General features: G+C 31.2%; 29 protein-coding genes. 11 read left to right on the forward strand and 18 right to left on the reverse strand.

Going from position 1 to position 19,515, the window contains the following annotated elements; translation table 11 throughout:
• The first annotated feature begins 22 nt into the window (after positions 1-22).
• The 3 genes from JJ844_09335 to JJ844_09345 are packed head-to-tail and all read left to right on the forward strand — an operon-like array spanning position 23 to position 1,453.
• On the forward strand, positions 23-892 hold the full coding sequence (locus JJ844_09335) for a ribokinase (protein MBO6975880.1): 870 nt from the start codon (positions 23-25) through the stop codon (positions 890-892).
• 16 nt (positions 893-908) lie between these two features.
• Positions 909-1,100 (forward strand): hypothetical protein, encoded by a 192-nt coding sequence (locus JJ844_09340; protein ID MBO6975881.1) that lies wholly within the window; start codon positions 909-911, stop codon positions 1,098-1,100.
• The gene (locus JJ844_09345; protein MBO6975882.1) at positions 1,100-1,453 is read left to right on the forward strand and encodes a hypothetical protein; all 354 of its coding nucleotides are present in this window, start codon (positions 1,100-1,102) and stop codon (positions 1,451-1,453) included. The genes JJ844_09340 and JJ844_09345 overlap by 1 nt, the downstream gene beginning before the upstream one ends.
• 8 nt (positions 1,454-1,461) lie before the next feature.
• Here JJ844_09345 and JJ844_09350 read toward each other — a convergent pair whose 3' ends face one another.
• The 5 genes from JJ844_09350 to JJ844_09370 all read right to left on the reverse strand — a co-directional run bounded on the left by JJ844_09350 (position 1,462) and on the right by JJ844_09370 (position 5,965).
• Positions 1,462-1,980, reverse strand: coding sequence for a pentapeptide repeat-containing protein (locus JJ844_09350; GenBank protein ID MBO6975883.1), 519 nt, complete (start codon positions 1,978-1,980; stop codon positions 1,462-1,464).
• A gap of 82 nt (positions 1,981-2,062) precedes the next feature.
• Positions 2,063-2,536 carry an HNH endonuclease gene (locus JJ844_09355; protein ID MBO6975884.1) on the reverse strand — a complete coding sequence of 158 codons (474 nt, stop codon included), beginning with the start codon at positions 2,534-2,536 and terminating at the stop codon, positions 2,063-2,065.
• A 174-nt stretch (positions 2,537-2,710) separates the two neighbouring features.
• Complete coding sequence (locus JJ844_09360) at positions 2,711-3,568, reverse strand: transglutaminase family protein (GenBank protein ID MBO6975885.1); 858 nt, start codon at positions 3,566-3,568, stop codon at positions 2,711-2,713.
• An 11-nt stretch (positions 3,569-3,579) separates the two neighbouring features.
• Complete coding sequence (locus JJ844_09365) at positions 3,580-4,521, reverse strand: alpha-E domain-containing protein (GenBank protein MBO6975886.1); 942 nt, start codon at positions 4,519-4,521, stop codon at positions 3,580-3,582.
• 1 nt (position 4,522) lies between these two features.
• Positions 4,523-5,965 (reverse strand): circularly permuted type 2 ATP-grasp protein, encoded by a 1,443-nt coding sequence (locus JJ844_09370; GenBank protein ID MBO6975887.1) that lies wholly within the window; start codon positions 5,963-5,965, stop codon positions 4,523-4,525.
• Between the two features lie 128 nt (positions 5,966-6,093).
• Between JJ844_09370 and JJ844_09375 the strand changes: the two genes are divergently transcribed.
• Positions 6,094-6,330 carry a hypothetical protein gene (locus JJ844_09375; GenBank protein ID MBO6975888.1) on the forward strand — a complete coding sequence of 79 codons (237 nt, stop codon included), beginning with the start codon at positions 6,094-6,096 and terminating at the stop codon, positions 6,328-6,330.
• Positions 6,331-6,373: 43 nt separating this feature from the next.
• Positions 6,374-6,595 carry a hypothetical protein gene (locus JJ844_09380; protein ID MBO6975889.1) on the forward strand — a complete coding sequence of 74 codons (222 nt, stop codon included), beginning with the start codon at positions 6,374-6,376 and terminating at the stop codon, positions 6,593-6,595.
• A gap of 24 nt (positions 6,596-6,619) precedes the next feature.
• On the opposite strand, the gene JJ844_09385 is transcribed toward JJ844_09380, so the two are convergent.
• Positions 6,620-6,895 carry a DNA gyrase gene (locus JJ844_09385; protein MBO6975890.1) on the reverse strand — a complete coding sequence of 92 codons (276 nt, stop codon included), beginning with the start codon at positions 6,893-6,895 and terminating at the stop codon, positions 6,620-6,622.
• Between the two features lie 558 nt (positions 6,896-7,453).
• On the opposite strand from JJ844_09385, the gene JJ844_09390 reads away from it, so the two are divergent.
• A complete protein-coding gene (locus JJ844_09390) occupies positions 7,454-7,609 on the forward strand; it encodes a hypothetical protein (protein MBO6975891.1) in 156 nt (51 codons plus the stop codon).
• 33 nt (positions 7,610-7,642) lie between these two features.
• Here the strand turns inward: JJ844_09390 and JJ844_09395 are convergent, their stop codons facing one another.
• The 3 genes from JJ844_09395 to JJ844_09405 form a co-directional block, all read right to left on the reverse strand.
• Positions 7,643-8,701 carry a PQQ-binding-like beta-propeller repeat protein gene (locus JJ844_09395; protein ID MBO6975892.1) on the reverse strand — a complete coding sequence of 353 codons (1,059 nt, stop codon included), beginning with the start codon at positions 8,699-8,701 and terminating at the stop codon, positions 7,643-7,645.
• Positions 8,689-10,044, reverse strand: a complete 1,356-nt coding sequence (locus JJ844_09400) for a GTP-binding protein (GenBank protein ID MBO6975893.1) — start codon at positions 10,042-10,044, stop codon at positions 8,689-8,691. Before JJ844_09400 ends, JJ844_09395 begins: the two co-directional genes overlap by 13 nt.
• 76 nt (positions 10,045-10,120) lie before the next feature.
• Positions 10,121-11,662, reverse strand: a complete 1,542-nt coding sequence (locus JJ844_09405) for a zinc ABC transporter substrate-binding protein (protein ID MBO6975894.1) — start codon at positions 11,660-11,662, stop codon at positions 10,121-10,123.
• 137 nt (positions 11,663-11,799) lie between these two features.
• On the opposite strand from JJ844_09405, the gene JJ844_09410 reads away from it, so the two are divergent.
• On the forward strand, positions 11,800-12,570 hold the full coding sequence (locus JJ844_09410; protein MBO6975895.1) for an ABC transporter ATP-binding protein: 771 nt from the start codon (positions 11,800-11,802) through the stop codon (positions 12,568-12,570).
• Positions 12,571-12,583: 13 nt separating this feature from the next.
• Here the strand turns inward: JJ844_09410 and JJ844_09415 are convergent, their stop codons facing one another.
• Positions 12,584-13,018: a transcriptional repressor gene (locus JJ844_09415; protein MBO6975896.1), complete on the reverse strand. Its 435-nt coding sequence runs from the start codon at positions 13,016-13,018 to the stop codon at positions 12,584-12,586.
• 17 nt (positions 13,019-13,035) lie between these two features.
• Here JJ844_09415 and JJ844_09420 point away from each other — a divergent pair, with 17 nt between their 5' ends.
• Positions 13,036-13,821 carry a metal ABC transporter permease gene (locus JJ844_09420; protein MBO6975897.1) on the forward strand — a complete coding sequence of 262 codons (786 nt, stop codon included), beginning with the start codon at positions 13,036-13,038 and terminating at the stop codon, positions 13,819-13,821.
• On the opposite strand, the gene JJ844_09425 is transcribed toward JJ844_09420, so the two are convergent.
• The 3 genes from JJ844_09425 to JJ844_09435 all read right to left on the reverse strand — a co-directional run bounded on the left by JJ844_09425 (position 13,822) and on the right by JJ844_09435 (position 14,453).
• Positions 13,822-13,968 (reverse strand): hypothetical protein, encoded by a 147-nt coding sequence (locus JJ844_09425; GenBank protein ID MBO6975898.1) that lies wholly within the window; start codon positions 13,966-13,968, stop codon positions 13,822-13,824. It lies immediately after the preceding gene.
• Positions 13,969-14,051: 83 nt separating this feature from the next.
• Positions 14,052-14,300 carry a hypothetical protein gene (locus JJ844_09430; GenBank protein ID MBO6975899.1) on the reverse strand — a complete coding sequence of 83 codons (249 nt, stop codon included), beginning with the start codon at positions 14,298-14,300 and terminating at the stop codon, positions 14,052-14,054.
• A gap of 9 nt (positions 14,301-14,309) precedes the next feature.
• Entirely contained in the window at positions 14,310-14,453 is a 144-nt protein-coding gene (locus JJ844_09435) for a hypothetical protein (protein MBO6975900.1), read from the reverse strand.
• Positions 14,454-15,151: 698 nt separating this feature from the next.
• On the opposite strand from JJ844_09435, the gene JJ844_09440 reads away from it, so the two are divergent.
• On the forward strand, positions 15,152-15,535 hold the full coding sequence (locus tag JJ844_09440) for a DUF1499 domain-containing protein (protein ID MBO6975901.1): 384 nt from the start codon (positions 15,152-15,154) through the stop codon (positions 15,533-15,535).
• Positions 15,536-16,174: 639 nt separating this feature from the next.
• Here the strand turns inward: JJ844_09440 and JJ844_09445 are convergent.
• The 3 genes from JJ844_09445 to JJ844_09455 form a co-directional block, all read right to left on the reverse strand.
• Positions 16,175-16,582, reverse strand: coding sequence for an OsmC family protein (locus JJ844_09445; protein MBO6975902.1), 408 nt, complete (start codon positions 16,580-16,582; stop codon positions 16,175-16,177).
• Between the two features lie 127 nt (positions 16,583-16,709).
• Positions 16,710-16,952: a hypothetical protein gene (locus JJ844_09450; GenBank protein MBO6975903.1), complete on the reverse strand. Its 243-nt coding sequence runs from the start codon at positions 16,950-16,952 to the stop codon at positions 16,710-16,712.
• A gap of 281 nt (positions 16,953-17,233) precedes the next feature.
• Positions 17,234-17,440, reverse strand: coding sequence for a hypothetical protein (locus tag JJ844_09455; GenBank protein MBO6975904.1), 207 nt, complete (start codon positions 17,438-17,440; stop codon positions 17,234-17,236).
• Between the two features lie 179 nt (positions 17,441-17,619).
• Here JJ844_09455 and JJ844_09460 point away from each other — a divergent pair, with 179 nt between their 5' ends.
• Both JJ844_09460 and JJ844_09465 read left to right on the forward strand, forming a co-directional pair.
• Positions 17,620-17,994, forward strand: coding sequence for a hypothetical protein (locus tag JJ844_09460; GenBank protein MBO6975905.1), 375 nt, complete (start codon positions 17,620-17,622; stop codon positions 17,992-17,994).
• 96 nt (positions 17,995-18,090) lie between these two features.
• Complete coding sequence (locus tag JJ844_09465) at positions 18,091-18,252, forward strand: hypothetical protein (GenBank protein MBO6975906.1); 162 nt, start codon at positions 18,091-18,093, stop codon at positions 18,250-18,252.
• An 18-nt stretch (positions 18,253-18,270) separates the two neighbouring features.
• Here JJ844_09465 and JJ844_09470 read toward each other — a convergent pair whose 3' ends face one another.
• Together JJ844_09470 and JJ844_09475 are read right to left on the reverse strand one after the other, a co-directional pair.
• Positions 18,271-18,585, reverse strand: coding sequence for a hypothetical protein (locus JJ844_09470; protein MBO6975907.1), 315 nt, complete (start codon positions 18,583-18,585; stop codon positions 18,271-18,273).
• Positions 18,586-18,717: 132 nt separating this feature from the next.
• Complete coding sequence (locus tag JJ844_09475; GenBank protein ID MBO6975908.1) at positions 18,718-19,488, reverse strand: pilus assembly protein; 771 nt, start codon at positions 19,486-19,488, stop codon at positions 18,718-18,720.
• Positions 19,489-19,515: the final 27 nt, after the last annotated feature.

The following is a 19,515-nucleotide window of genomic DNA, read 5'->3' on the forward strand; positions in this document are numbered from 1 at the left end:
TAATAATAGTATTTAAATTCTTATGATTGTTGAAAAGAATAATAAATTTGAAGACTATAAATTTAAAAAAGGAAATTTAAAATTTGCTGTGGTTGGTCATGTTGAGTGGATAAATTTCTTAAAGGTCGATCAATTACCAAAACCCGGAGTCATTTCTCATTCTAAAAAGTCCCTTGAGTATCCAGCTGGTGGTGGCTCTATTATCGTGAAAACACTTTCTGATTTAACTTTAAACCAAATTCATTTTTTTACTTCATTAGGTAATGATGATTATGGAGATAAGTGTTTCAAGATTCTCTCAAATATGGGAATTAATTTGCATGTAGCTTGGCGTGATAAACCAACTAGAAGAGGATTTAGTTTAATTGACTCTCAAGGTGAAAGAGCAATAACGGTTATTGGAGAAAGGTTAGCTCCAACTCATAAAGACAATTTAGAATGGAACATTTTAAAAAAGATGGACGGAGTTTTTATTACTGCATCTGATTCAGAGATTTTTAAAATGGCTAGATCAGCTTCAATACTGTGTACAACACCAAGGGTAGGATTAGATACAATAAATAATTCAAATGTTCTTTTAGATGGATTAATAGGGAGTAATCTTGATCCGGGAGAAGTTTTTTCTTTTTCTGAATTATCGTTAAAACCCAAATATACTTTCAAAACAGAAGGAGAGAAGGGAGGCATAATATTCCCAGGAGGAAGATATAAGGCTCTTAAAAACAAAAAATTAAAGGTTGATTCTTATGGATGTGGCGATTCTTTTGCTGCTGGGATTCTTTATGGAATGGCATCTAAATGGGATATAGATAAAAGTTTAAATCTTGCTAAAATAATGGGAAGAGATGCCAGTGAATTTTTCGGGCCATATGCAAATAGTGATGCAAAATAATTGAATTAAGACTTATATGAGCAATCTAGATAATAAAAATAAAAATCTACTTGTAGAAAACATTATTGTTTTCTTCTTATTTACTGTTTTTTTGGTTTTTAATTCTTTAAAAACTTTATCTAAAATTTTTACCTATGGAATCATAAAAAAAGAAATATTAACTACTAAAAGTAACTTAGGCGTAGATATAAAAATAAAAATTAAGTAATGAATATATTTTTAGTTTGTCTAATTTTAGGAGTTGTTTTTTTGGGGTTCAAAAAAATTAATTCTAAAAAAACAAAGAACTTAAAATTAGATAAATTTAAAAATAAACTACAGAGCACGCAAACAAATATTGACAGGATTTTTTTAAGAGAGGAAGAAAAAACCTTTTCAAATCCCAATATAAATATTTATATTGGGGTTTATGACAACGAAGAAAATATAAATAGAAAATCCAATATACACAGAGCAAGACTTTCAAAATTTAAGAAATCCAAATTAAATGGTGAAATGATATTTCAAGATGATGAACAAAGAATTTATAAATTTAATAACGGGAAAAAAGTTTACTTATAATTCTATTTCTAACTACACTCAAGACTTTCTCTTGTTGAAACGCCTGTTGTTGGATTGATCCCATCAGCAATTTCACAAAGATTTCTTTGGTCTTCGCTGTCAAGAATAGCGTAAGAAAAATCTGCTCCTTCTATTTGAGCTCCCGCAAAACTGCTACCTGAGGCGATCATATTTATTAAAACAGCATTTCTAAGATCTGTTTTTTGGAAATTAACTCGATCAGAAAGAGTATCGGTCAGGTCTATTCCATTTAAATTAGATCCTTTTAAATCAGATAGGGTTAAGGTTGTCCCATGTAAATCAACATCACTAAAGTCTGCGTCTCTTGCCACTGCTCCAGCTATAGAAGACAAATGAAGATCCTCTCCATGGAAATTATATCCTGTAATGTTAGATCTTACATAACTTGGTACTTCATCTCCTTCTCCTTTAACAGCAACATTCGCCCCAGCAAAAACTGGAGAAGATAACACTAAGAAAGAAAAAGTTATGGATAAAAAATATTTTAAAAACCTAAAAAATTTCATTTTGAAAATTTGATTAAATCTATTTTATAACAAATAGATAATTTTTTAAATTGTTGAATAAATTTAGAATCCCTTTTTAAGATTATTTAACACTATAAATTTTAAATCTAGGCTCTAAATTAGTTATACAATCTAGAAGTTTTTTGTTATCTTTGCTATTGGTAACTTTGAATTCAGATTCAACTGTACCGCCTTCATCTCTAATAGCTTGATTTAAAACGATGGAACCGTTTTTATCAGATACCGATCTATGAAAAGTTCCTCTAGGTATCCTTAAAATATATCCACAAGATTCTAATCTAACTTTATAAAAAGGATAATCCCAACCAAAATTGACAAGAAAAAAAGTTCTACCCCCAGAGATAGCTAATAGATTATCTTCTTGATTGTGATGTATGTAAAATTGCCAATTATTAAAATCTTCATCATTTGGAGGACTAGTTGCAGGACCACTGTGAATAACTAGATCTCTATAATTTGATTCATTAACACTAATATCAAAAAATCTGACATCTTTTGTATCGCGAAATTTTTCATAACTTATCAATTCAAACATTTTTGATTTATTTGAATTGATAAGTGGAATTTCTAAACTTGAGTTCAATTTTCTTTAAAGATTAAACAAATGAAAACAGATATATATACCTAAGAACGTATCAATTAACACTAAAAAAGAAACATATTATTATTTATATTTTTTTGTTGTTTTAAAAGATTAAAAATTTAGTGTTTATTTAATTTCAAGAGGTTTGATTTCCCAGGTTAAAGTATTTTCTAAATTATTTTTTCCTATAAAGTTTCCTGTAATTACAGAGGTTAAATTAGATTTTGAGGAGGATACCAATGTTAAATATCTATCATCTATTAATCCTTTTCCGCTTGGATCAAAACCTCTCCAACCAGCACCTGGAATATATAATTCAGCCCAAGCGTGTAAATCCAACTCAGAGGGCAGCGGATCTTCAAAATTATAACCACTTACAAACCTACTTGGGATACCTATAGACCTGCAAGCCTCAACCATCAGCATTGCTAAATCTCTGCATGAACCTATACGCTCTCTAAGTGTTCTGCTAGCCGGCCATGCTGGACCAGTATGTCTTTTGGTATATTTAACTCGATCTTGAATAATCTCTATAAGTTGGTAGGTAAATGATAATGCGTTATTAATGCTTCCTGCTAAGGCTTCTTGGGCAAGTTCTACGGCAGAGGGATCGTGTTGTCCATTTGGCATCCATCCCTCTAATGCTCCCTGTAAATCTCTGTTAATAATGCTTCTACAAAAAGGTAATGTTAAATCTCTATTTTTAACTCCATCAATAATATTTGGATGTTTTATAGTTTCAACTTCGCTGATTGATTCAATAATTAAATTATCTGTTAATCCATTGAATCTGATTCTATTAATCTCTTCTCCGCTAGCAGCAAGTAATGGATAAATAATTTCTGGTTCTGGGGTTATTTTTAATTCAAAATTCTTAAGTTTTTGGAAGCCATTTGATCTTGGTCTTATACATAATCTATGCTCGCCTAATTGAACAGGGTCTTCGTATTTATATTCAAGTTTGTGAATGTATTTAATTCTCATTAATAAACTTATTAATTAATAAAATATTTTTCTTGAATGAGATCATTCAATTTATTTAAATCCATTTGCAATGAATCGATTGCCTCATGTAAACCATCATTGATTATATCTTCAATTCTGATATAACTCCACTTTGCTTTAAGCAAACCTCTCATGCATTCTAATTCTGAAGGATTTTCAGTAGATGGTGAGGTATCTATCGTTTTAAGTGTATTACTTATCCCATCAAGACAGTATCTTACTGATCTCGGAAAAATTGGATCAAGTAAAAGAAATCTCGCAACTGAATTAGGCTTTATAGAATTTTGCACTGCTTTCCTAAACATTTGATAAGCTCCAGCTGAGCGTAAAAGTGCAATCCATTGCAGCTCATCAAGAACTCCTCCAAGCTCATCTAAGCTGGGTAGAAGTAAATAGTATTTAACATCTAAAATTCTTGATGTTTTGTCAGCTCTTTCAATCAATCTTCCAAGAATGCTAAATCTCCAGGCGAGGTCTTTGCTTAGCGTCGCATCTGTAATTCCATAAAAAAGCTGACATTCCCTCCTTATTTCACTTAATTGTTCTTGCCTTGGTTTATTCCATATTGCCTCTCCTTCTTGCATATTCCAATATAAAATATTTATCTGTTCCCACATTTCGGTGGTCATGACATCTCTGATTTGTCTTGCATTTTCTCTAGCCATTTGAACGCAAGAAATTATACTGTTTGGGTTTAAACGATCTCTTATTAAAAAATTAATAACGTCATCAGGTTTTTTCTCTGGGAATCTTTTATCAAAAGATTCTCTATCACTTGAAGCATCAATTAAGGGGAGCCAAGGTTCTGCACTTCCTGGCGGACAATCTAATGACATTGCTTCACTAACTTCCACGAAACGAGATATGTTCTCTGCACGTTCTAAATAACGATTGATCCAATAAAGGGATTCTGCTACACGACTCAAAAGCATATTATTTACCTACGACCCATGTATCTTTGCATCCTCCCCCTTGAGAAGAATTGACTACTAACGAGCCTTTTTTTAATGCTACCCTCGTAAGCCCACCAGGGCTAACCCATGAATCTTTTCCTCTCAAGATATATGGTCTTAAATCAACATGACATGGATATAGTTCTCCATCACATAAAGATGGCACAGTAGATAATTCTAATGTTGGTTGTGCTATGAAATTTCTAGGATTTTTTTTAATTTTATTAGCGAATTCTTCTATTTCAGATGTTGTTGAGTGAGGGCCAATTAACATTCCATAACCACCAGCTTCTGCGACAGACTTAACAACAAGTTTTGATAAATTTTCTAGAACATATTCTCGATCCTTTTGGTAATGACAAATATACGTTTCTACATTTTTAATAATAATTTCTTCATCAAGATAATATTTAATCATTTTTGGAACAAAAGAATAAATCATTTTGTCATCTGCGATACCAGTCCCAGGTGCATTTGCTAAAGCAACATGACCTGCTTTAAAAACATCAAGTAATCCGCTAACACCAAGGCAGGAATCTTTTCTGAAATTAAGCGGATCTAAGAAATCATCATCAATCCTTCTGTAAATGACATCTACTCTTTTTAATCCAGAGGTGGTTTTTAAATATACATAATCATCATTACAAACTAAGTCATGACCCTGGACTAGTTGGATGCCCATTTCTTGAGCTAAATAACTATGTTCAAAATAAGCACTATTAAAAATTCCAGGAGTAAGTAGAACTATCTTGGGTGTATCTGTCCAAATTGCAAGTTCTTGAAGCGTTTTTAAAAGATATGATGGATACTCATCAATTGGTTTTACTATTCTTCCTGAGAAAAGATTAGGAAAAATGTTTTTCATAACTAATCTATTTTCTAAAAAATAAGCAACCCCAGAAGGGCATCTTAAATTATCTTCTAGAACATGCCAATCTCCTTTCCTATCTCTTATTAAGTCAAGTCCTGAAATTTGACACCATTTATTTAGTGGAGGTTTGAAACCTATCATCTGAGGTCTCCAACCTTCTGAACTCTCTATTAATTCTCTTGGAATTATTCCGTCATTAATTATTTTTTGAGAATTGTAAATATCATCTAGAAATAAATCAATTGCCTCAAGCCTTTGTTTAAGACCTTTTTCTAACGTTACCCAATCATCTTTACTAATTATTCTAGGAAGTGGATCAAAAGGTAATATTCTCTCAGTACCTTTCAAACCAGTATCGTTTAATCTAAAAGTTGCTCCATGTCTTAGTAATAATTTTTTTGCGGCAGAGTGATTCCTGTTTAATTCTTCAAGTCCCATATTATCTAAAGATGAAAGAAGTGGAATCAATATTTCTCTAGCAGAGTTAACATTATCCTTAAAGTATTCATCAAAACTATTTTTAGGCTGATAACTTGAAAACATATTTTTCATCGTTTTATAATTTTTACTTTAGCTTTTTATCTTTATTCGTATTTATGGCTACCAAAAATAATATCTCTTGAGTCGATCTATATCATTATTTTGATCATTGAAGTATATTTCTTAAAAATCTAAAAGGTATGAGTTCTAATAATTGGCAATTTGTTTTTTTTAGATATTTCGCAAGCTTTCTTTTTATCCTCTCTCACAGTTTGCTGGTTCTTGATCATCTACCAGTAGGGGCGGCACTTCACGGACTTGGAGAAGTTTTTATTGCGCCTTGGGCTTTTAGGGAAAGAGCATGGGATCTTGTTGTTATTGCAGTTTTATTTTTCTTTTTCGATATCTGGGGACTTATAAACACTCCTTGGAATTAACTGATATTATTTATTTACTAATTCTGGGAAAAATATATTAAAAATGAAGTCTTATTTTTATCAAATTTATAAAATAATTTTTATTTTATTACTTACGAATATTTCCAGTTTGTATGCGCATAATTTATTAAATGGTGGTTGCAAAGAACATTGTGGGCAAAAAGTTAAAGTAAAAAGTAATAAAAACAAATTAAAAAATATTGATGATCAAATAAATATTGAGAGTAAAAATTCTTGTTTAAATAAATCACTATGTAGAGGTTAACCTCTCGAGATCTTTTAAGTTGTGTTATGAAAGTGTTTCTTTGATAATTATCATTAAATTACTATTTGCTTGATAATTTTTATTAGGAGGATTTATTTGATTTTTAATTAAAAAAATAAAAGTATATATTAATGGTAGAAGTAATGATGACGCAGCAACTAAAGCAATTATCTGGTTCAACCTAATAAATGGTTTTTTTACAAGTTCCTCTCCGCACAAGCCACAAATCAAAGTGCCTTTTGAGGATTGTTTTTGAAATTGATATTTAGGATTGCAATATGGGCAATAATATCGAACCATATTTAAATTTTATTTCTTTAATCATTATCTATAAAACTAGAATAAAGTCATCTTAAAAAAAAAAGAGGGCTTATTTAAGCCCTCTTTTATCTCTTACTTATATTTTTTACTGAAGTTAATAACGCACCTAAATCATGGATCCTTGTTGCTAACTTCTATTAAGCTAATGCTCACCAAAATTAACTAATTGTCTTTAACTGGGGCAAAAACTCTAGAATTAAGCTTGTTTCTTAAAGGGCACCTAAACGATGCAGAAGAAGGAAGCTTAGACATTAATAAAAAATAATTGGAGCAGTTAATTAAATTAGTTCGGTTTATTCCGAAATTTCAGGCAGGCTATCGATCATTTTGAAAGACCCCCTAGAACTCAACAATATAAAATTAGGAAAATATTTCTTTAATGACAATCCGTTTTTATACGCATTGCTTTTTAATTAAAAATGTCCGAGAGTAGTAATCAATCGTGCTAATTTTTTGAGATATTTTTAGTAAGTTTTGCTTATTTCTTTTGATATTTAATTCGTCTATCTTAATTTTAAATAATCGAGGAACTCTTTTATGAATCATTCGAAAGAAGTTATTAAAGCTGATCAATCTAATCCTATAGACGAATATTTTCAATGTCTCTCATATTGCGATATTCACCCAAAAGGTATAGATAATGACTGTGAAGTCATCTGTATGGAAAGACATTTAAAAGCTAACTATTGGTAGTTTGAATTATTTTATTTTCCTGCTTAAATTCCTTCAAAAAGAATTAGTACGAACTTTAAATTTCCAAACATTTACTACACCTTTTGCGTTAACTGCAGCTAGTGCACAATCATCAGGTCTCCACGAAAGTGCACCCACTAAATCGCCTGCGAATGCAGCCCCAACTGGGTCACCATTACCGTCTTTTTTTAGAAAACTTGCGACAACAGAACCATCTCTAGATCCTGAAGCTACAAGCATGCCTTTATTTGAAAAGGCTAGGCTAGAAATAGGTTCGGTATGGTGCCATAGCTCTCCCGGCATAGTCCCCTCGGGACCGTCACCTATAAAGCTCCACACTGTAATTCTTTCACTGCCACTAGTTGCCAGTAATTTTCCACTATCGTCAAAAGAAAGGTGACTGGGTTTTCCTGGGTATCCTGTCATTTCAGCATCCATTCCGGTTGATCTTCTCCAAAAATGAACTGAATTGTCTTGACTCCCGCAAGCGACTATATCACCATCAGGACTTAATTCCATTGAGACTAATGATCCTTGCCACTCGAGCTTTTGATTCGTTTTATTATTTACTATGTCAAAGAATGTTACTCTCCCGTAGCAGGCTGTAGCTAGCTCATTATTATTTGACCATTTTATTGCACTCACTGTGCTTGGATGATCATCTGATACCCATTTTTCTTCCCCAATTTCATTAAAAACATATACTTTTTTTGAAGAAGCTGCTGCAAGAAATAAGCCATCATTTGACCACTTAAGATGCTCTACCCAAGCCTTGCCAAGATCGAGAGTTTTAATTACTTTACCTTCGTGACAATTATATATTTGAATATTTCCATCTTGACCGGAAGTTGCAAAAATCTCTCCTTCTGGATGAATGGACATTGCTAATAGACCAGCAGAGTGTGTATTTTCTTTTTTCCAAATAATTTTCCCAGTATCTCCTTCAAAGGCAAAAATACCTCCTGCTACATCCCCAACAATGAATAACTTTCCTTTAGTAGCCCAACCACAAACTATGGCATAATCATTAACTTCAGCTGTCCATCCCTCGTGGAACATGCCTCTTGGGCTAAATGATTCTATATCAGGCATTTTTCAAAACCTTCTTTCATCTCTTTCTCGTCCAAATTTCTACCTATAAAAACAAGTTGGTTTCTACGAGGTTCGTTACCCCATTCCTTATCAGGTTGCGCTGTAAATAACATATGTACCCCTTGGAAAACTATTCTCTGTGGGTTGCCTGAGTAGCTAATGAAGCCTTTAGTTCTAAATATATCCACCCCTTTTTCAGAAAGAAGTCTGCCCAACCAAGTATTAAGTTTTTCTGGATCAACATCTCCAAATCGTTCAATTGCAATGGACGTTACTTCATCATCATGCTCGTGCTCGGCTTGCCAGAATCTTTCAATATTAAATGGGATCTCTTTTGAATTATTGTCTTCACTTTTAATGATTTTCATATTGAATTCTTCAGCAGTGTGCTGTGTATATAAACCTATCTTTGATCCCTTTTCGATATCTAATATGAATGATTTATTTCCTTTATCCTCCAATTTAAGGTTTATATGTTCTCCAAATGGAATGATATTACCAGGTTCTAAGCTTTTAGCTTTTTCTGCATAAAGTCTTACGCAGGATTCAGCACCATCTTTAAGTTCTTCTTCACTCTCACTTTGATTAGCGAAAGCTACTAATGACATTTCTGGATCGGGACCTTCTTCTAGCATTAATTCATATTTACCTGCAGCAAGGTCGTAAACACCTGTCCATTCAAAAGGATATTCTGGTTCAAGAAATGTTGGTCTGCGTTTAAGGATTTGATCTAGATCAAATGCACTTAGATTTAGGACTGTTTCGATTGGTACTTGGGCATTCTCGGCTCTAATGATTCGAGTCATTCGGTTCATATCTCTCAATCTAGATTCAAGAGTATCTAGTGCATCATCAGAGACTAAATCAGTTTTATTAAGGACAAGAACATCTGCAAACGCAACTTGTTCTGAACTTTCATCACTTCTTCCTAGCTGCTGATCAATATGAGCAGCATCAACTAAAGTTACAATTCCATCAAGAGTAAATTCAGAACTAATTTCTTCATCCATGAAAAATGTCTGCGCGACTGGCCCAGGATCTGCTAATCCGGTCGTTTCTACTAAAACATAGTCAAACTTATCTCTTCTTTTCATAAGGTTGCCAAGGACTCTTATCAAATCACCGCGAACAGTACAACAAATGCACCCGTTTGACATCTCAAAAACTTCTTCATCGGCATTAATTACGAGCCCTTGATCTATCCCTACTTCACCGTATTCATTCTCAATTACGGCTATTCTTTTCCCGTGCTCTTCACTTAGTATTCTATTAAGTAATGTAGTTTTCCCTGAACCTAGAAATCCAGTGAGAATAGTAACTGGAACTTTATCTTTGATGCTCATTTAATGATTTTTACCAAATAAACAATAGTTTAATAATAGTAATAATAAGAAATGAAAACCGTTTTTATTAGAAAAATTAATCTGAAAGTTTGTACCATTCAGACTCAAGATTGGATCCAGATTCTTTATCACAGCTTCCACCTAATGAATCAACAATTGTGCAAGTGTTGTGAACGGCTACTGAAACCGTATTACCATCCATCATCAATCCATCAACGAATATTTGATTAGAAGCTAAAGGAACTGAACTTTGTCTACTTAAGTTCCTTAATAACTTAGATGCTGGAATTTGTTCAGGAAATATCGCCTGAACTTTCTCTTCATCTAACATTTTTAAAGTAGAACTTATGTTGTCTGGCCTTAAGCTTGAGGAGTCTCCAAGAAAGTCAAGTAAACTAATGGTTTCAAAACCAAAAGCATCACCGTAGTATTCCATCGCCTTGTGTTTAGACACAATTACTCTGTTCTCCACAGGAATGGAGCCTACTTGTGCGACGATCCAACTATCCAAGTCTTCCAAGATAGAATCAGCCTTTTCAAATCTTTCATTAATTAGTTTTCTGTCACCTCTATTAAAAACTGAAATATCTTTCTTTAAACTTTTGCTTATAAGATCTCCCATTTTTATGATGTTATGTGGATCATGCCAAACATGAGGATCTAGTCCTCCATGGTCATGATGATGATGCCCCTCGCCTTCGTCTGGTACTTGTGCTATTGGTTCTACATCACTATTTGAAACGTCTTTAAAAAAGTGTTGAGTTGCTTCAAACTCAAAAGGCATGTGTTCAGTAAAAAATATATATTGACCATCTTCTTTGATCTCCACGTTAAAAACAGTACTTTCTTTTCTTTGATCAAAGTTAAGAACAAAAGCTTTATTACTTGCTGTAAGAGTACCATCATTTTTTCTGCTAATTGAGTCTTTAGATCCTAATAGTTCTTTAGCTAAGTCTTCAGCCCCTTCTATGTCATTAGATTTGAGAATCACCATCTTCATTGCAGGATCTGCATATTCTCCATCAACTTTTTCAAATGACCATTTGTAAGAACCCTTAGAAAGTTGGAATTTGCCTGCCCATTCGAAAGCACCCTCAGCATGATCATCATGTCCACCATGGTCTGAATGATCATCATGACCTCCATGATCAGAATGATCATCTACCTTAGCTGAATGTTCAGCATGATCGTCATGTCCGCCATGGTCTGAGTGGTCATCGTGACCTTCATGATCAGAATGATCATCTACGTCTATTGCACTAACACCTACAACAATAGTATTCTTTTTACTTTCCCAATTTCTCATACTTGGAGTCATTTCTTTGCCAAGAGTGAATACTTTGTCTGCGCTATTTAGTAATTGAGCTTGTCTTGGATTGATCTTTAAGTCATGAACATCCTGTTTTCTATCTACTAAGCATGTAACTTCGTCAGATGGTAACGCAATAGATTTAACTAAATCACAAACTAGTGGTTCTACTGCTACGTATGACTTCCCTTTAGCCATTACATCCTGCCCAAAACCAGAAAATATAATCGTTCCAGCGATTACGGAATTTTTAATAATTGACTTACTTGAACATGTTTTATTTGATAAAAGTCTTTTAAAAGTTGACATAAAAAATTATTAAATACTTAAAAATGATAATCATTTTCATTACACCTGACAAGAAAAGGTATCAAATGTTATGAAAATAATACGCAGCTTGTATTATTGGTAAGCTTGTAAAGTGACTTTTTCATGAAGATTAATTAATGGCTACTTTAGTCGCTGAAAATTTAACATTTGCATACACAGAAAAAAGTAAGCCAGCTTTAAATAAGGTATCGGTTGAGATTAAACCTGGAACTCTAACAGCGCTAGTAGGTCCAAATGGTGCCGGTAAATCCACTCTTTTGAGGATATTGCAAGGACAAAATACTCCAGATAAAGGCGAAATAAAAATTGATGGTGAAAATTTATATAGATCTAGAGCTCTAGTGGCACTTATGCCTCAAAGAAGTTCTATGAATTGGAAGTTTCCCATTACAGTTGAAAAATTGGTATCTCTTGGTCAAATAAAGTATTCAAAATCAAGAAGTAATAACCCCTTTCAAATAAAGGCTCTTCTAGAATATCCTAATTCTTGGATTAATAAATGTTGTGAATTAGAAGCGACAATGCAAAGAGTAGGAATTGCTAATTTGGCTAATAGAAGACTTGATTCTCTTTCAGGAGGACAGCAACAAAGAGCTCTATTAGCAAAAACTCTTATGTCCCCTGCAAAAATATTTCTTCTGGATGAACCTTGTGCGGCATTGGATCCCCCCGCAAAAGAGGATTTTCTAAAAATTGTTCGTCAACTCGCAGATGCGGGACTTTCTTTGCTAGTAAGTAGCCATGATTGGGGCGAGTCTCTAAATAACTACGATCAAGTAATCGTTCTTGATAAAAGTGTTTTAGCAGTTGGTAGTCCTGATCAAATAAAAGATAAATTAGATGCGATAAACATAAGCTCTATAAAGGAAAATAATTTCTGTGATTAGAAAATGTTCCTTATTAATTTTGAGCTTGATAACAGTTTTGGCAAAGGCCGAAATATTCGAGTGTATGAAACAAAAGTTGAAACTTTCTTGGATTTTTTTTAGGGGCATGAATATCTTTAACAGGACAACCTTCCATTTTCGACGTCTCTCCGCATTGAACGCAGGTCAAATGATGAATGTCTCTATCTACGGGAGTGTAAAGAACCTCTCCTGTTGGGAGATGTCTAGAACGAATTAAACCATGCTTTATAAGAACTTGAAGATTCCTGTAAACAGTGGTCAGTCCCATAGCTTTTCCGCTTTCAATCAATTGTCTATGCAACTCTTGACCGCTCAGTTCATCTTCGCATTTATTAAGTTCTTCAAGAAGTTGCTCTTGTCTTTTGGTAATGTCAGACTTAGTTACCATTGTTTCCAAAATCTTTTTTTGCCTCGTATTTTTGATCATACCGAATCTTTCGAATAATGTCTTTTATTAATAACAACTGGTGGCTGGTCCCATTAATAATAACTATATTCTCCGGAATTTTATGCCCAGCTATGGGAACTGTATTAATCACTCATAAGAGATTATTACAAGTTAATTTAATCTCTCATTGTGTGTTGCCTGGACTTGCTCTCGCATTAGCGCTTGGAATTCACCCCTCAATTGGTGGTGTTATAAGCGGTCTTCTGGGCTCAGTAATTGCGGAAAGTTTAACTAATAGAAAAAGTGAAAATTATGAAGCAGTTATGAATACTATTCTCGCTGGAATGCTTGGGTTTGGGGTCCTTATAATCCCCTTACTCGGAATAAGGATTGATTTGGAGGCAGTATTATTTGGCGATTTATTGACAGCAAATTTTGGAGATTTACTTAGAACAATAATTGCTTTTTTAGTATTTATACTTTTAATGACTTTTGGATATGAAAAGGTTGTTTATGTCGGATTGGATCCAGAAGGTGCATCGGCGAGCGGTATAAACGTTTCTTTATTAAATCTTGCTTTGAGTTTTACAACGGCATTAGTAATTGTTAGTTCAATGTCAGCAGTAGGAGTAATTCTTGTAATTGCTCTTCTTTCTACGCCAACTTTGTTAGGGCTAAATAAGGCTCATAGTTTAAGAATTGCAATGATGAGGTCTTCATTTTTTGGATTATGTATCTCACTTCTTGGATTTTTTCTCTCTATAGTCTTTAATCTTTCGCCTGGACCTGCAATTAGCGTTATTTGTGTTGCTTCCCTTTTAATTCCTAAGCTTCGCAAATAATTAAATCTTAAATGTCCAATCAGAATTTAATGCTTGAGCTTCTGGATTGTTTTTTAAAGCTACTTCAATAGCTTCTTTTTTATTATTAGCTATAACAACTTCATCAAATTCCTTTCCATTTTTTTTGAGACTTACTTTGAAACGCATAAAAATTATTTAATTAATCAAAAGTTAACCACTAGGCAACTAGATTTAAATACTTTTAAAAGTTAATTGATGAAATAGAAACTTTAGTTATTCTGAAGTTTTTCTACTACAGATTCTTTCTCAATTTTAGCTACATCCTGTAATCCATTAGCATCAAACCAAGGAGCGTTTTCCCAATTAAATCCTTCCCCAAAAGTATTATCGGGAGCAGCTACGTACCAGTGACATGACGAATCGGGAACATCTACAGCACATTTTGACCAGTCAGCTTCCCATTGTGGAACTTGTACCCACATTACAGATGCTAATAAAAAAGAAAAAATAAAATTCATAATTATCGGTTAGCAAAATTTTGAAAGATTTTTTTCACATTCTTTCTTTCTTTTCTTCCAATAATTTTCAATTATTTGATATTTATGCTTATTTTTAAATTGACTTAAATGAATATCATTCTGATTAAGAACTGAAGTATTTTTGATTTTCATGACTCAAGCTATCTATGTAGAACATATTTAAGACACTTTATATATTTTTTGAAGTGAATTTATACTTAATTATTGTCTCCCTTTTGTTTAGGGAAGTATTTTTCGGGATTATTTTCAATATAAGTAAGCGAATATTTGACAACACACACTATTACTAATACTAGAGCAATTGCCGGAATAATAAAAATGATTTTTTTGTAAATACTTTTCATGAATTATTTTGCTTATGATTATTTTTTTCATCAACGGCCAATTTTCTGAAAGATTGAAATAATTAGTAATTTATACTGTAGCCTTTTTAATTACCTACGGAGTAAATTAAATGTATCAGAAACTCCTCACACACTTTTTTCTGATTACTGTAAAAGTACTCGACCGCAAAGTTTGAGTACTTTTTGTAATTTTGGGATGTGACAGTTAAGATACAGGTCTATTAGGTATTACATATTTTGAATTTAGGTGTGATATTAAAAGGGTGTGTAGGAGGAATTGATTTATTTAAGTGGAAACAAGGAAACACTTGATCTAAATCAATTTTTAAAGATCTCTCTCTGAGAGATCTTTTTTTTTGCGAATTATTAGAAATACATACCAAATCCTGAATAAATAAATATTTTTTTTCTTCAAAAAAATTTGGTCGTCATTACAAATTTTGTAATTTAATTCGTTAGATTATGGGTTGTTAGATTCTAATGTTAATGAAAATACTTTTTTTGGCAATTATAATTTGTTCTGGCTTTTTATTCCCTTCTTCATCATTTGCTTCTCATATAGAACTAAAACCTTGTGTAGAGATTGCTCATTGTGTAAGAGAAGAATGGGAGGTTAGCAATATTGAGAAACCTTTTGAAGAGATTAAAACATTTATCGAAAACACTCCAAGAACTGAGATTGTAGAAATTGATGGCGATTATCTTCATGCTGAGGCAACTAGTAAATGGATGAAGTATGTGGACGACTTAGAAGTATCCTTTCTAGCTGAATCAAACATCTTATCAATAAGATCAGAATCAAGAGTTGGAGAAAGTGATTTGGGAGTGAATCAAAAAAGAGTTGATTTACTAAAATCGAAAATGTTCTAAGATGAAAAGTTAAAAAAATAATTTATTTTTATTGTTTTTTGTATAACTTTTTTATTTTTAAAAAAAATTAGCAGATAAAAAAGTGATAATTATCATCATGCCTCGATAATGGCAAATTTATTGGATTTTCTAAAAAAAGATGATCATAAATTTTATATATTTATTGTTATCTAGTGTTGTTTTTTTCTGGTTTTATATAAACATTAAAAAGAATGGATTTAAATGGATAATCAAAGGTCTTTTTCAGATTGGAATACTGGTATTATTCATTGGAGGGTTTTTCAAAATATTTTTCACTTTACCCCCTAATTTATTTATAAAAATAATTTTTCTTATTATTTATACATGGTGCACTGTTGGAATAAATGTAAATTTCATTATCCCTTTTATTAGTTTGATTGACCAAAAAATAGTGAAAAAATAAAACTAAAATATGCCTTAATTGTCGGTACAAAAATAAATCTTTTTCCTTAATCTGCAATATTAAAATTTATAAGATATATTTTTTCCTTTTGAAAGTCTTTTTCTTGTATACCTAGTCTTTAATGCCAAGTCTGTCATTATATATATTCCAAATAAAAGAATGACTACTCCAATAAAGTATTTCATTATTTTTTATGTAATTACTATTTTTGAGATTTATTCATTATGCCAAATAATTTTAATATCTATTTCTTGAGATAAATTTCTTGTAACTGGGCATTCTTTGGAAGCTTTTTTCAAAAAATCAATAGTTTCATTAGAAGTGCTCTTTGGTATAAAAATATCTATTATTAGTTCTTTTATCTTCCTCTCGCTATTTTGTGTCATTAGTTTTTCAATATTTAAATATATACCTTTCAAATCAAATCCTTTCGATTTAGCTTTGATTGCCATGATGGTTAGCAGGCAAGTACCTAGAGACGTTGCTAATAAATCAGTTGGGGAAAAACTTTCACCTTTACCGCAGTGATCTAAAGGGGCATCAGTTCTAATAAGACTTCCAGATTGTAGATGAATAGCCTCACAGTTTAAATTTCCTAAATAATAACATTTAACTTTAGTCATTTTAAAAAATTAAATTAGGAAAATATTATTAATAAAAAATTATGGTACATAACAAGATTATTGATAAGAGATTTTTTATTTGCATATTAGTGGAGTATTAAGAAAATTCATCATTCAAGTTTTGAAATCATTTTTTATATCCATATTCCTCTAAGCAATACTCAATTAATTCAATTGATTTATTAAGAGTTCTTTTATTTTTATTTTCTAGATCGAAGCATTTATTTAAAACACGTATAGATTCATTTAAGAATGATTCTTCTTTATTTTTTAAATCTTTAACTTGATTTATATAAATTAATTTTTTAATCCCAATAATGGAAAATATGATTATTGATATTGTAAATATTGCTATTTTGAATTTATTCATACAATTAGTTATTACAAATATTTTAATTTATTTAATATCTAAAAACTTTACATAGCTTATAAAACTAAGTAATTACATATGTAGCTGCTGTTATTGCTATAGCAGTAATTGAAATGAATATGTATGGAACAACCTTTAAAGGTATATATAGATTATTTTTAGACATAATAAAAAACTTTATAAAATTCTTACATTCTCTTTAAAATTTATAAGTCTTCAAATATACAAATTAATTTTCTTTGCAAAAATTCAATTCTTTTAAAAGATTAAAAAATTTATATTCATTGAATTTTCATTAAATAAAGTATTTCTAAATCCTGTCTTGAGTCCGATATTTTTCTTTTTAAGAAGATTAATTCTTCTTGGCTCATTTTTGATTCTTTTATCATCAATTCTGCTTGTTCAATAGCATGTTCTATATTTCTAATTTTAATTTCTCTTATTGAGGGATCATCTTTACATGCTTTTTTAGTATTCGCATCTAACATATGTATTAAAAAATCACTTTGCATTTAATCTAAATTAAAACTTCATTATGCTACAACCGCGAATTTTATTAAAATAAATTATTATCTGAGTAAGAACTTTAACCTTAGCTAACCCTCTCTTCAATTGATCGAGTGGGTTTTTTTTATGGTGTAATATACTTCTAGCATTTAATACTAATTTGGAAGATTCAAAACTTAATCCTGAGGAAAATAATTCAATCGAATCGTCCCCCAATTTGAATGAAGACAATAAAGATCTTAATGAGGGGATTAAAAAAGAAGAAAATGTTAAAGCATTTACAGAATTTCTAGAGAAAGCAAGTAGTCAAGATTCTTCGGAAGAAAAAGTAAAACTTGATTCTGAGCAACAAAAACTAAAAATTGACAAATCACTTTTTAAAAGATTTCTTAATAATGGATTTGATGGCATTTCAACTAATCCAAACTATAAAATGTTGGCATTATTAATAATCCTTTTAATTAATTTGTCTCTATTTTTTGTAATTGGCAATATGGGTAAAGAGTTTTTAAGAAATGCAGGGATTATGGGTTAGAAATTATTTGTTTCTTTTTGGATATTCAACTTTACAATTTTGATTCTTCAAATGAAACTGTGATATTTTCTTGTCAAATTAATATTTAAATAAAATTTGGATAATAAAGAGCCAGAAAATCCAGTAGTTTATCTTTCTAATTTAGTTAAGAAATTAGATGTAAAAAACAGAAATGGTTTAGTAGCCTTAGCAATTGTAAACCTTTTAGTAATTCTCTTATTTAAATTTTATTTGAAAGGATCTGGATTATTATCTTGAATTTACCTGCAGTTAGTATTATTCAGCATTTTCAAATTGCTTTGCTAATCTAAATGCCTTCTTAATTATTAGAAATCCACCATATCCTCCTGCTAGTAAGGGTAATACTATTAATGGGTTAGGAGAATAATCTGAATAATTTTTCACACCCTCAACATATTTATAACCTGAACATTTAAGAAAGATAAAACTAAAAAATGTGATACTCCAACCAATGATTGATAAAAAACCCCCTTTTTTATCTCCTTCGTAGAATCTGTCTAGACCTAAGCCCCATCCTCCTACTAAGAATATTCCTCTAACAACTGAATTTTTTTCTTGATTTCTGAGCATAATAAAAAAATGTTCACTATGAACATAACCTATTTGTATTTAAGATGCGAGATGTTTTTATTAATTAATCTTTAAAATAAATTTTTAATGGATTTATTTTATAAATTACTAAAATATTAATCAGTCTTTTAATTAATCATTAGAGATTGTATTTGAATTCAACAAGGAAATTGAAGGCCTTATATAAATAAAAATAGACCCATACATATCCTGCATAATTCTCATTTCTTCGTCTAAATATACAATTGAAACTTGACAATTTGGCGATTCTTTATTCCAAGGTAACTTATTCCATACCTCTTTAACTGGATACCATCTATCCATAAGTAATTCACTAAATAATGGAATCTTATTAAGTCCATCAACTTTGGAAACTTTTGTCTTTTGTAAGTTCATATCAAGCAAATTTTTTCTTAAAACTAAATCACTTGCTAGAGTTATTACTCTTCCACCAAATGTAGGCAATAGTTTGAACCAACCTAAGATTGGAATTGTTGTGAGCCCAAATATTGTAGTGTCAAAAGAAGATATAAATTCCTTTTTGTCAAAATCAATCTTTTGAGCAATTCTCCCAATAGTTGATAAGCCAAAGGACCCTACTTGCAATTGATGTAATTTAAAAAAAAGATTACTTTTAAATTCATCATTTAATGCCTTTTCAATAGCAAGGAAGAAAGGAGAACTTCGAAATAATTCAACATTAGAAAAAATCAATTCCCACTCTCCAGACAATAATTTTTCTGATATTTCAAAACTAAAGTCTTTAAGAGCATCTATCAATTCATCCATTTCATTGGCTTTTTCCTCATACATAGGAGAAATTAATTTATTTAATCTTTGCCCTCTATCTGTAACAGCAGCTATTTTATATATATTTGACTTTATATCTCCAATTTCTTTCATAAACTTCAATACAAGAAATACTAATTA

Origin of the sequence: Prochlorococcus marinus CUG1435, from assembly GCA_017644375.1 — a bacterium.
In the GTDB taxonomy this organism is placed as follows: Bacteria; Cyanobacteriota; Cyanobacteriia; order PCC-6307; family Cyanobiaceae; genus Prochlorococcus_A; species Prochlorococcus_A marinus_AH.

Coding starts and splice junctions, on each gene's coding strand:
- JJ844_09435 (MBO6975900.1), bottom strand. CDS start 14,453: ATGAAAATCAAAAATACTTCAGTTCTTAATCAGAATGATATTCATTTA.
- JJ844_09405 (MBO6975894.1), bottom strand. CDS start 11,662: ATGTCAACTTTTAAAAGACTTTTATCAAATAAAACATGTTCAAGTAAG.
- JJ844_09365 (MBO6975886.1), bottom strand. CDS start 4,521: ATGCTTTTGAGTCGTGTAGCAGAATCCCTTTATTGGATCAATCGTTAT.
- JJ844_09440 (MBO6975901.1), top strand. CDS start 15,152: ATGAAAATACTTTTTTTGGCAATTATAATTTGTTCTGGCTTTTTATTC.
- JJ844_09360 (MBO6975885.1), bottom strand. CDS start 3,568: ATGAGAATTAAATACATTCACAAACTTGAATATAAATACGAAGACCCT.
- JJ844_09335 (MBO6975880.1), top strand. CDS start 23: ATGATTGTTGAAAAGAATAATAAATTTGAAGACTATAAATTTAAAAAA.
- JJ844_09430 (MBO6975899.1), bottom strand. CDS start 14,300: ATGAATTTTATTTTTTCTTTTTTATTAGCATCTGTAATGTGGGTACAA.
- JJ844_09340 (MBO6975881.1), top strand. CDS start 909: ATGAGCAATCTAGATAATAAAAATAAAAATCTACTTGTAGAAAACATT.
- JJ844_09470 (MBO6975907.1), bottom strand. CDS start 18,585: ATGCTCAGAAATCAAGAAAAAAATTCAGTTGTTAGAGGAATATTCTTA.
- JJ844_09355 (MBO6975884.1), bottom strand. CDS start 2,536: ATGTTTGAATTGATAAGTTATGAAAAATTTCGCGATACAAAAGATGTC.
- JJ844_09375 (MBO6975888.1), top strand. CDS start 6,094: ATGAGTTCTAATAATTGGCAATTTGTTTTTTTTAGATATTTCGCAAGC.
- JJ844_09475 (MBO6975908.1), bottom strand. CDS start 19,488: ATGAAAGAAATTGGAGATATAAAGTCAAATATATATAAAATAGCTGCT.
- JJ844_09445 (MBO6975902.1), bottom strand. CDS start 16,582: ATGACTAAAGTTAAATGTTATTATTTAGGAAATTTAAACTGTGAGGCT.
- JJ844_09390 (MBO6975891.1), top strand. CDS start 7,454: ATGAATCATTCGAAAGAAGTTATTAAAGCTGATCAATCTAATCCTATA.
- JJ844_09425 (MBO6975898.1), bottom strand. CDS start 13,968: ATGCGTTTCAAAGTAAGTCTCAAAAAAAATGGAAAGGAATTTGATGAA.
- JJ844_09410 (MBO6975895.1), top strand. CDS start 11,800: ATGGCTACTTTAGTCGCTGAAAATTTAACATTTGCATACACAGAAAAA.
- JJ844_09380 (MBO6975889.1), top strand. CDS start 6,374: ATGAAGTCTTATTTTTATCAAATTTATAAAATAATTTTTATTTTATTA.
- JJ844_09345 (MBO6975882.1), top strand. CDS start 1,100: ATGAATATATTTTTAGTTTGTCTAATTTTAGGAGTTGTTTTTTTGGGG.
- JJ844_09450 (MBO6975903.1), bottom strand. CDS start 16,952: ATGAATAAATTCAAAATAGCAATATTTACAATATCAATAATCATATTT.
- JJ844_09385 (MBO6975890.1), bottom strand. CDS start 6,895: ATGGTTCGATATTATTGCCCATATTGCAATCCTAAATATCAATTTCAA.
- JJ844_09415 (MBO6975896.1), bottom strand. CDS start 13,018: ATGATCAAAAATACGAGGCAAAAAAAGATTTTGGAAACAATGGTAACT.
- JJ844_09455 (MBO6975904.1), bottom strand. CDS start 17,440: ATGTTAGATGCGAATACTAAAAAAGCATGTAAAGATGATCCCTCAATA.
- JJ844_09400 (MBO6975893.1), bottom strand. CDS start 10,044: ATGAGCATCAAAGATAAAGTTCCAGTTACTATTCTCACTGGATTTCTA.
- JJ844_09350 (MBO6975883.1), bottom strand. CDS start 1,980: ATGAAATTTTTTAGGTTTTTAAAATATTTTTTATCCATAACTTTTTCT.
- JJ844_09395 (MBO6975892.1), bottom strand. CDS start 8,701: ATGCCTGATATAGAATCATTTAGCCCAAGAGGCATGTTCCACGAGGGA.
- JJ844_09420 (MBO6975897.1), top strand. CDS start 13,036: ATGTCTTTTATTAATAACAACTGGTGGCTGGTCCCATTAATAATAACT.
- JJ844_09370 (MBO6975887.1), bottom strand. CDS start 5,965: ATGAAAAATATGTTTTCAAGTTATCAGCCTAAAAATAGTTTTGATGAA.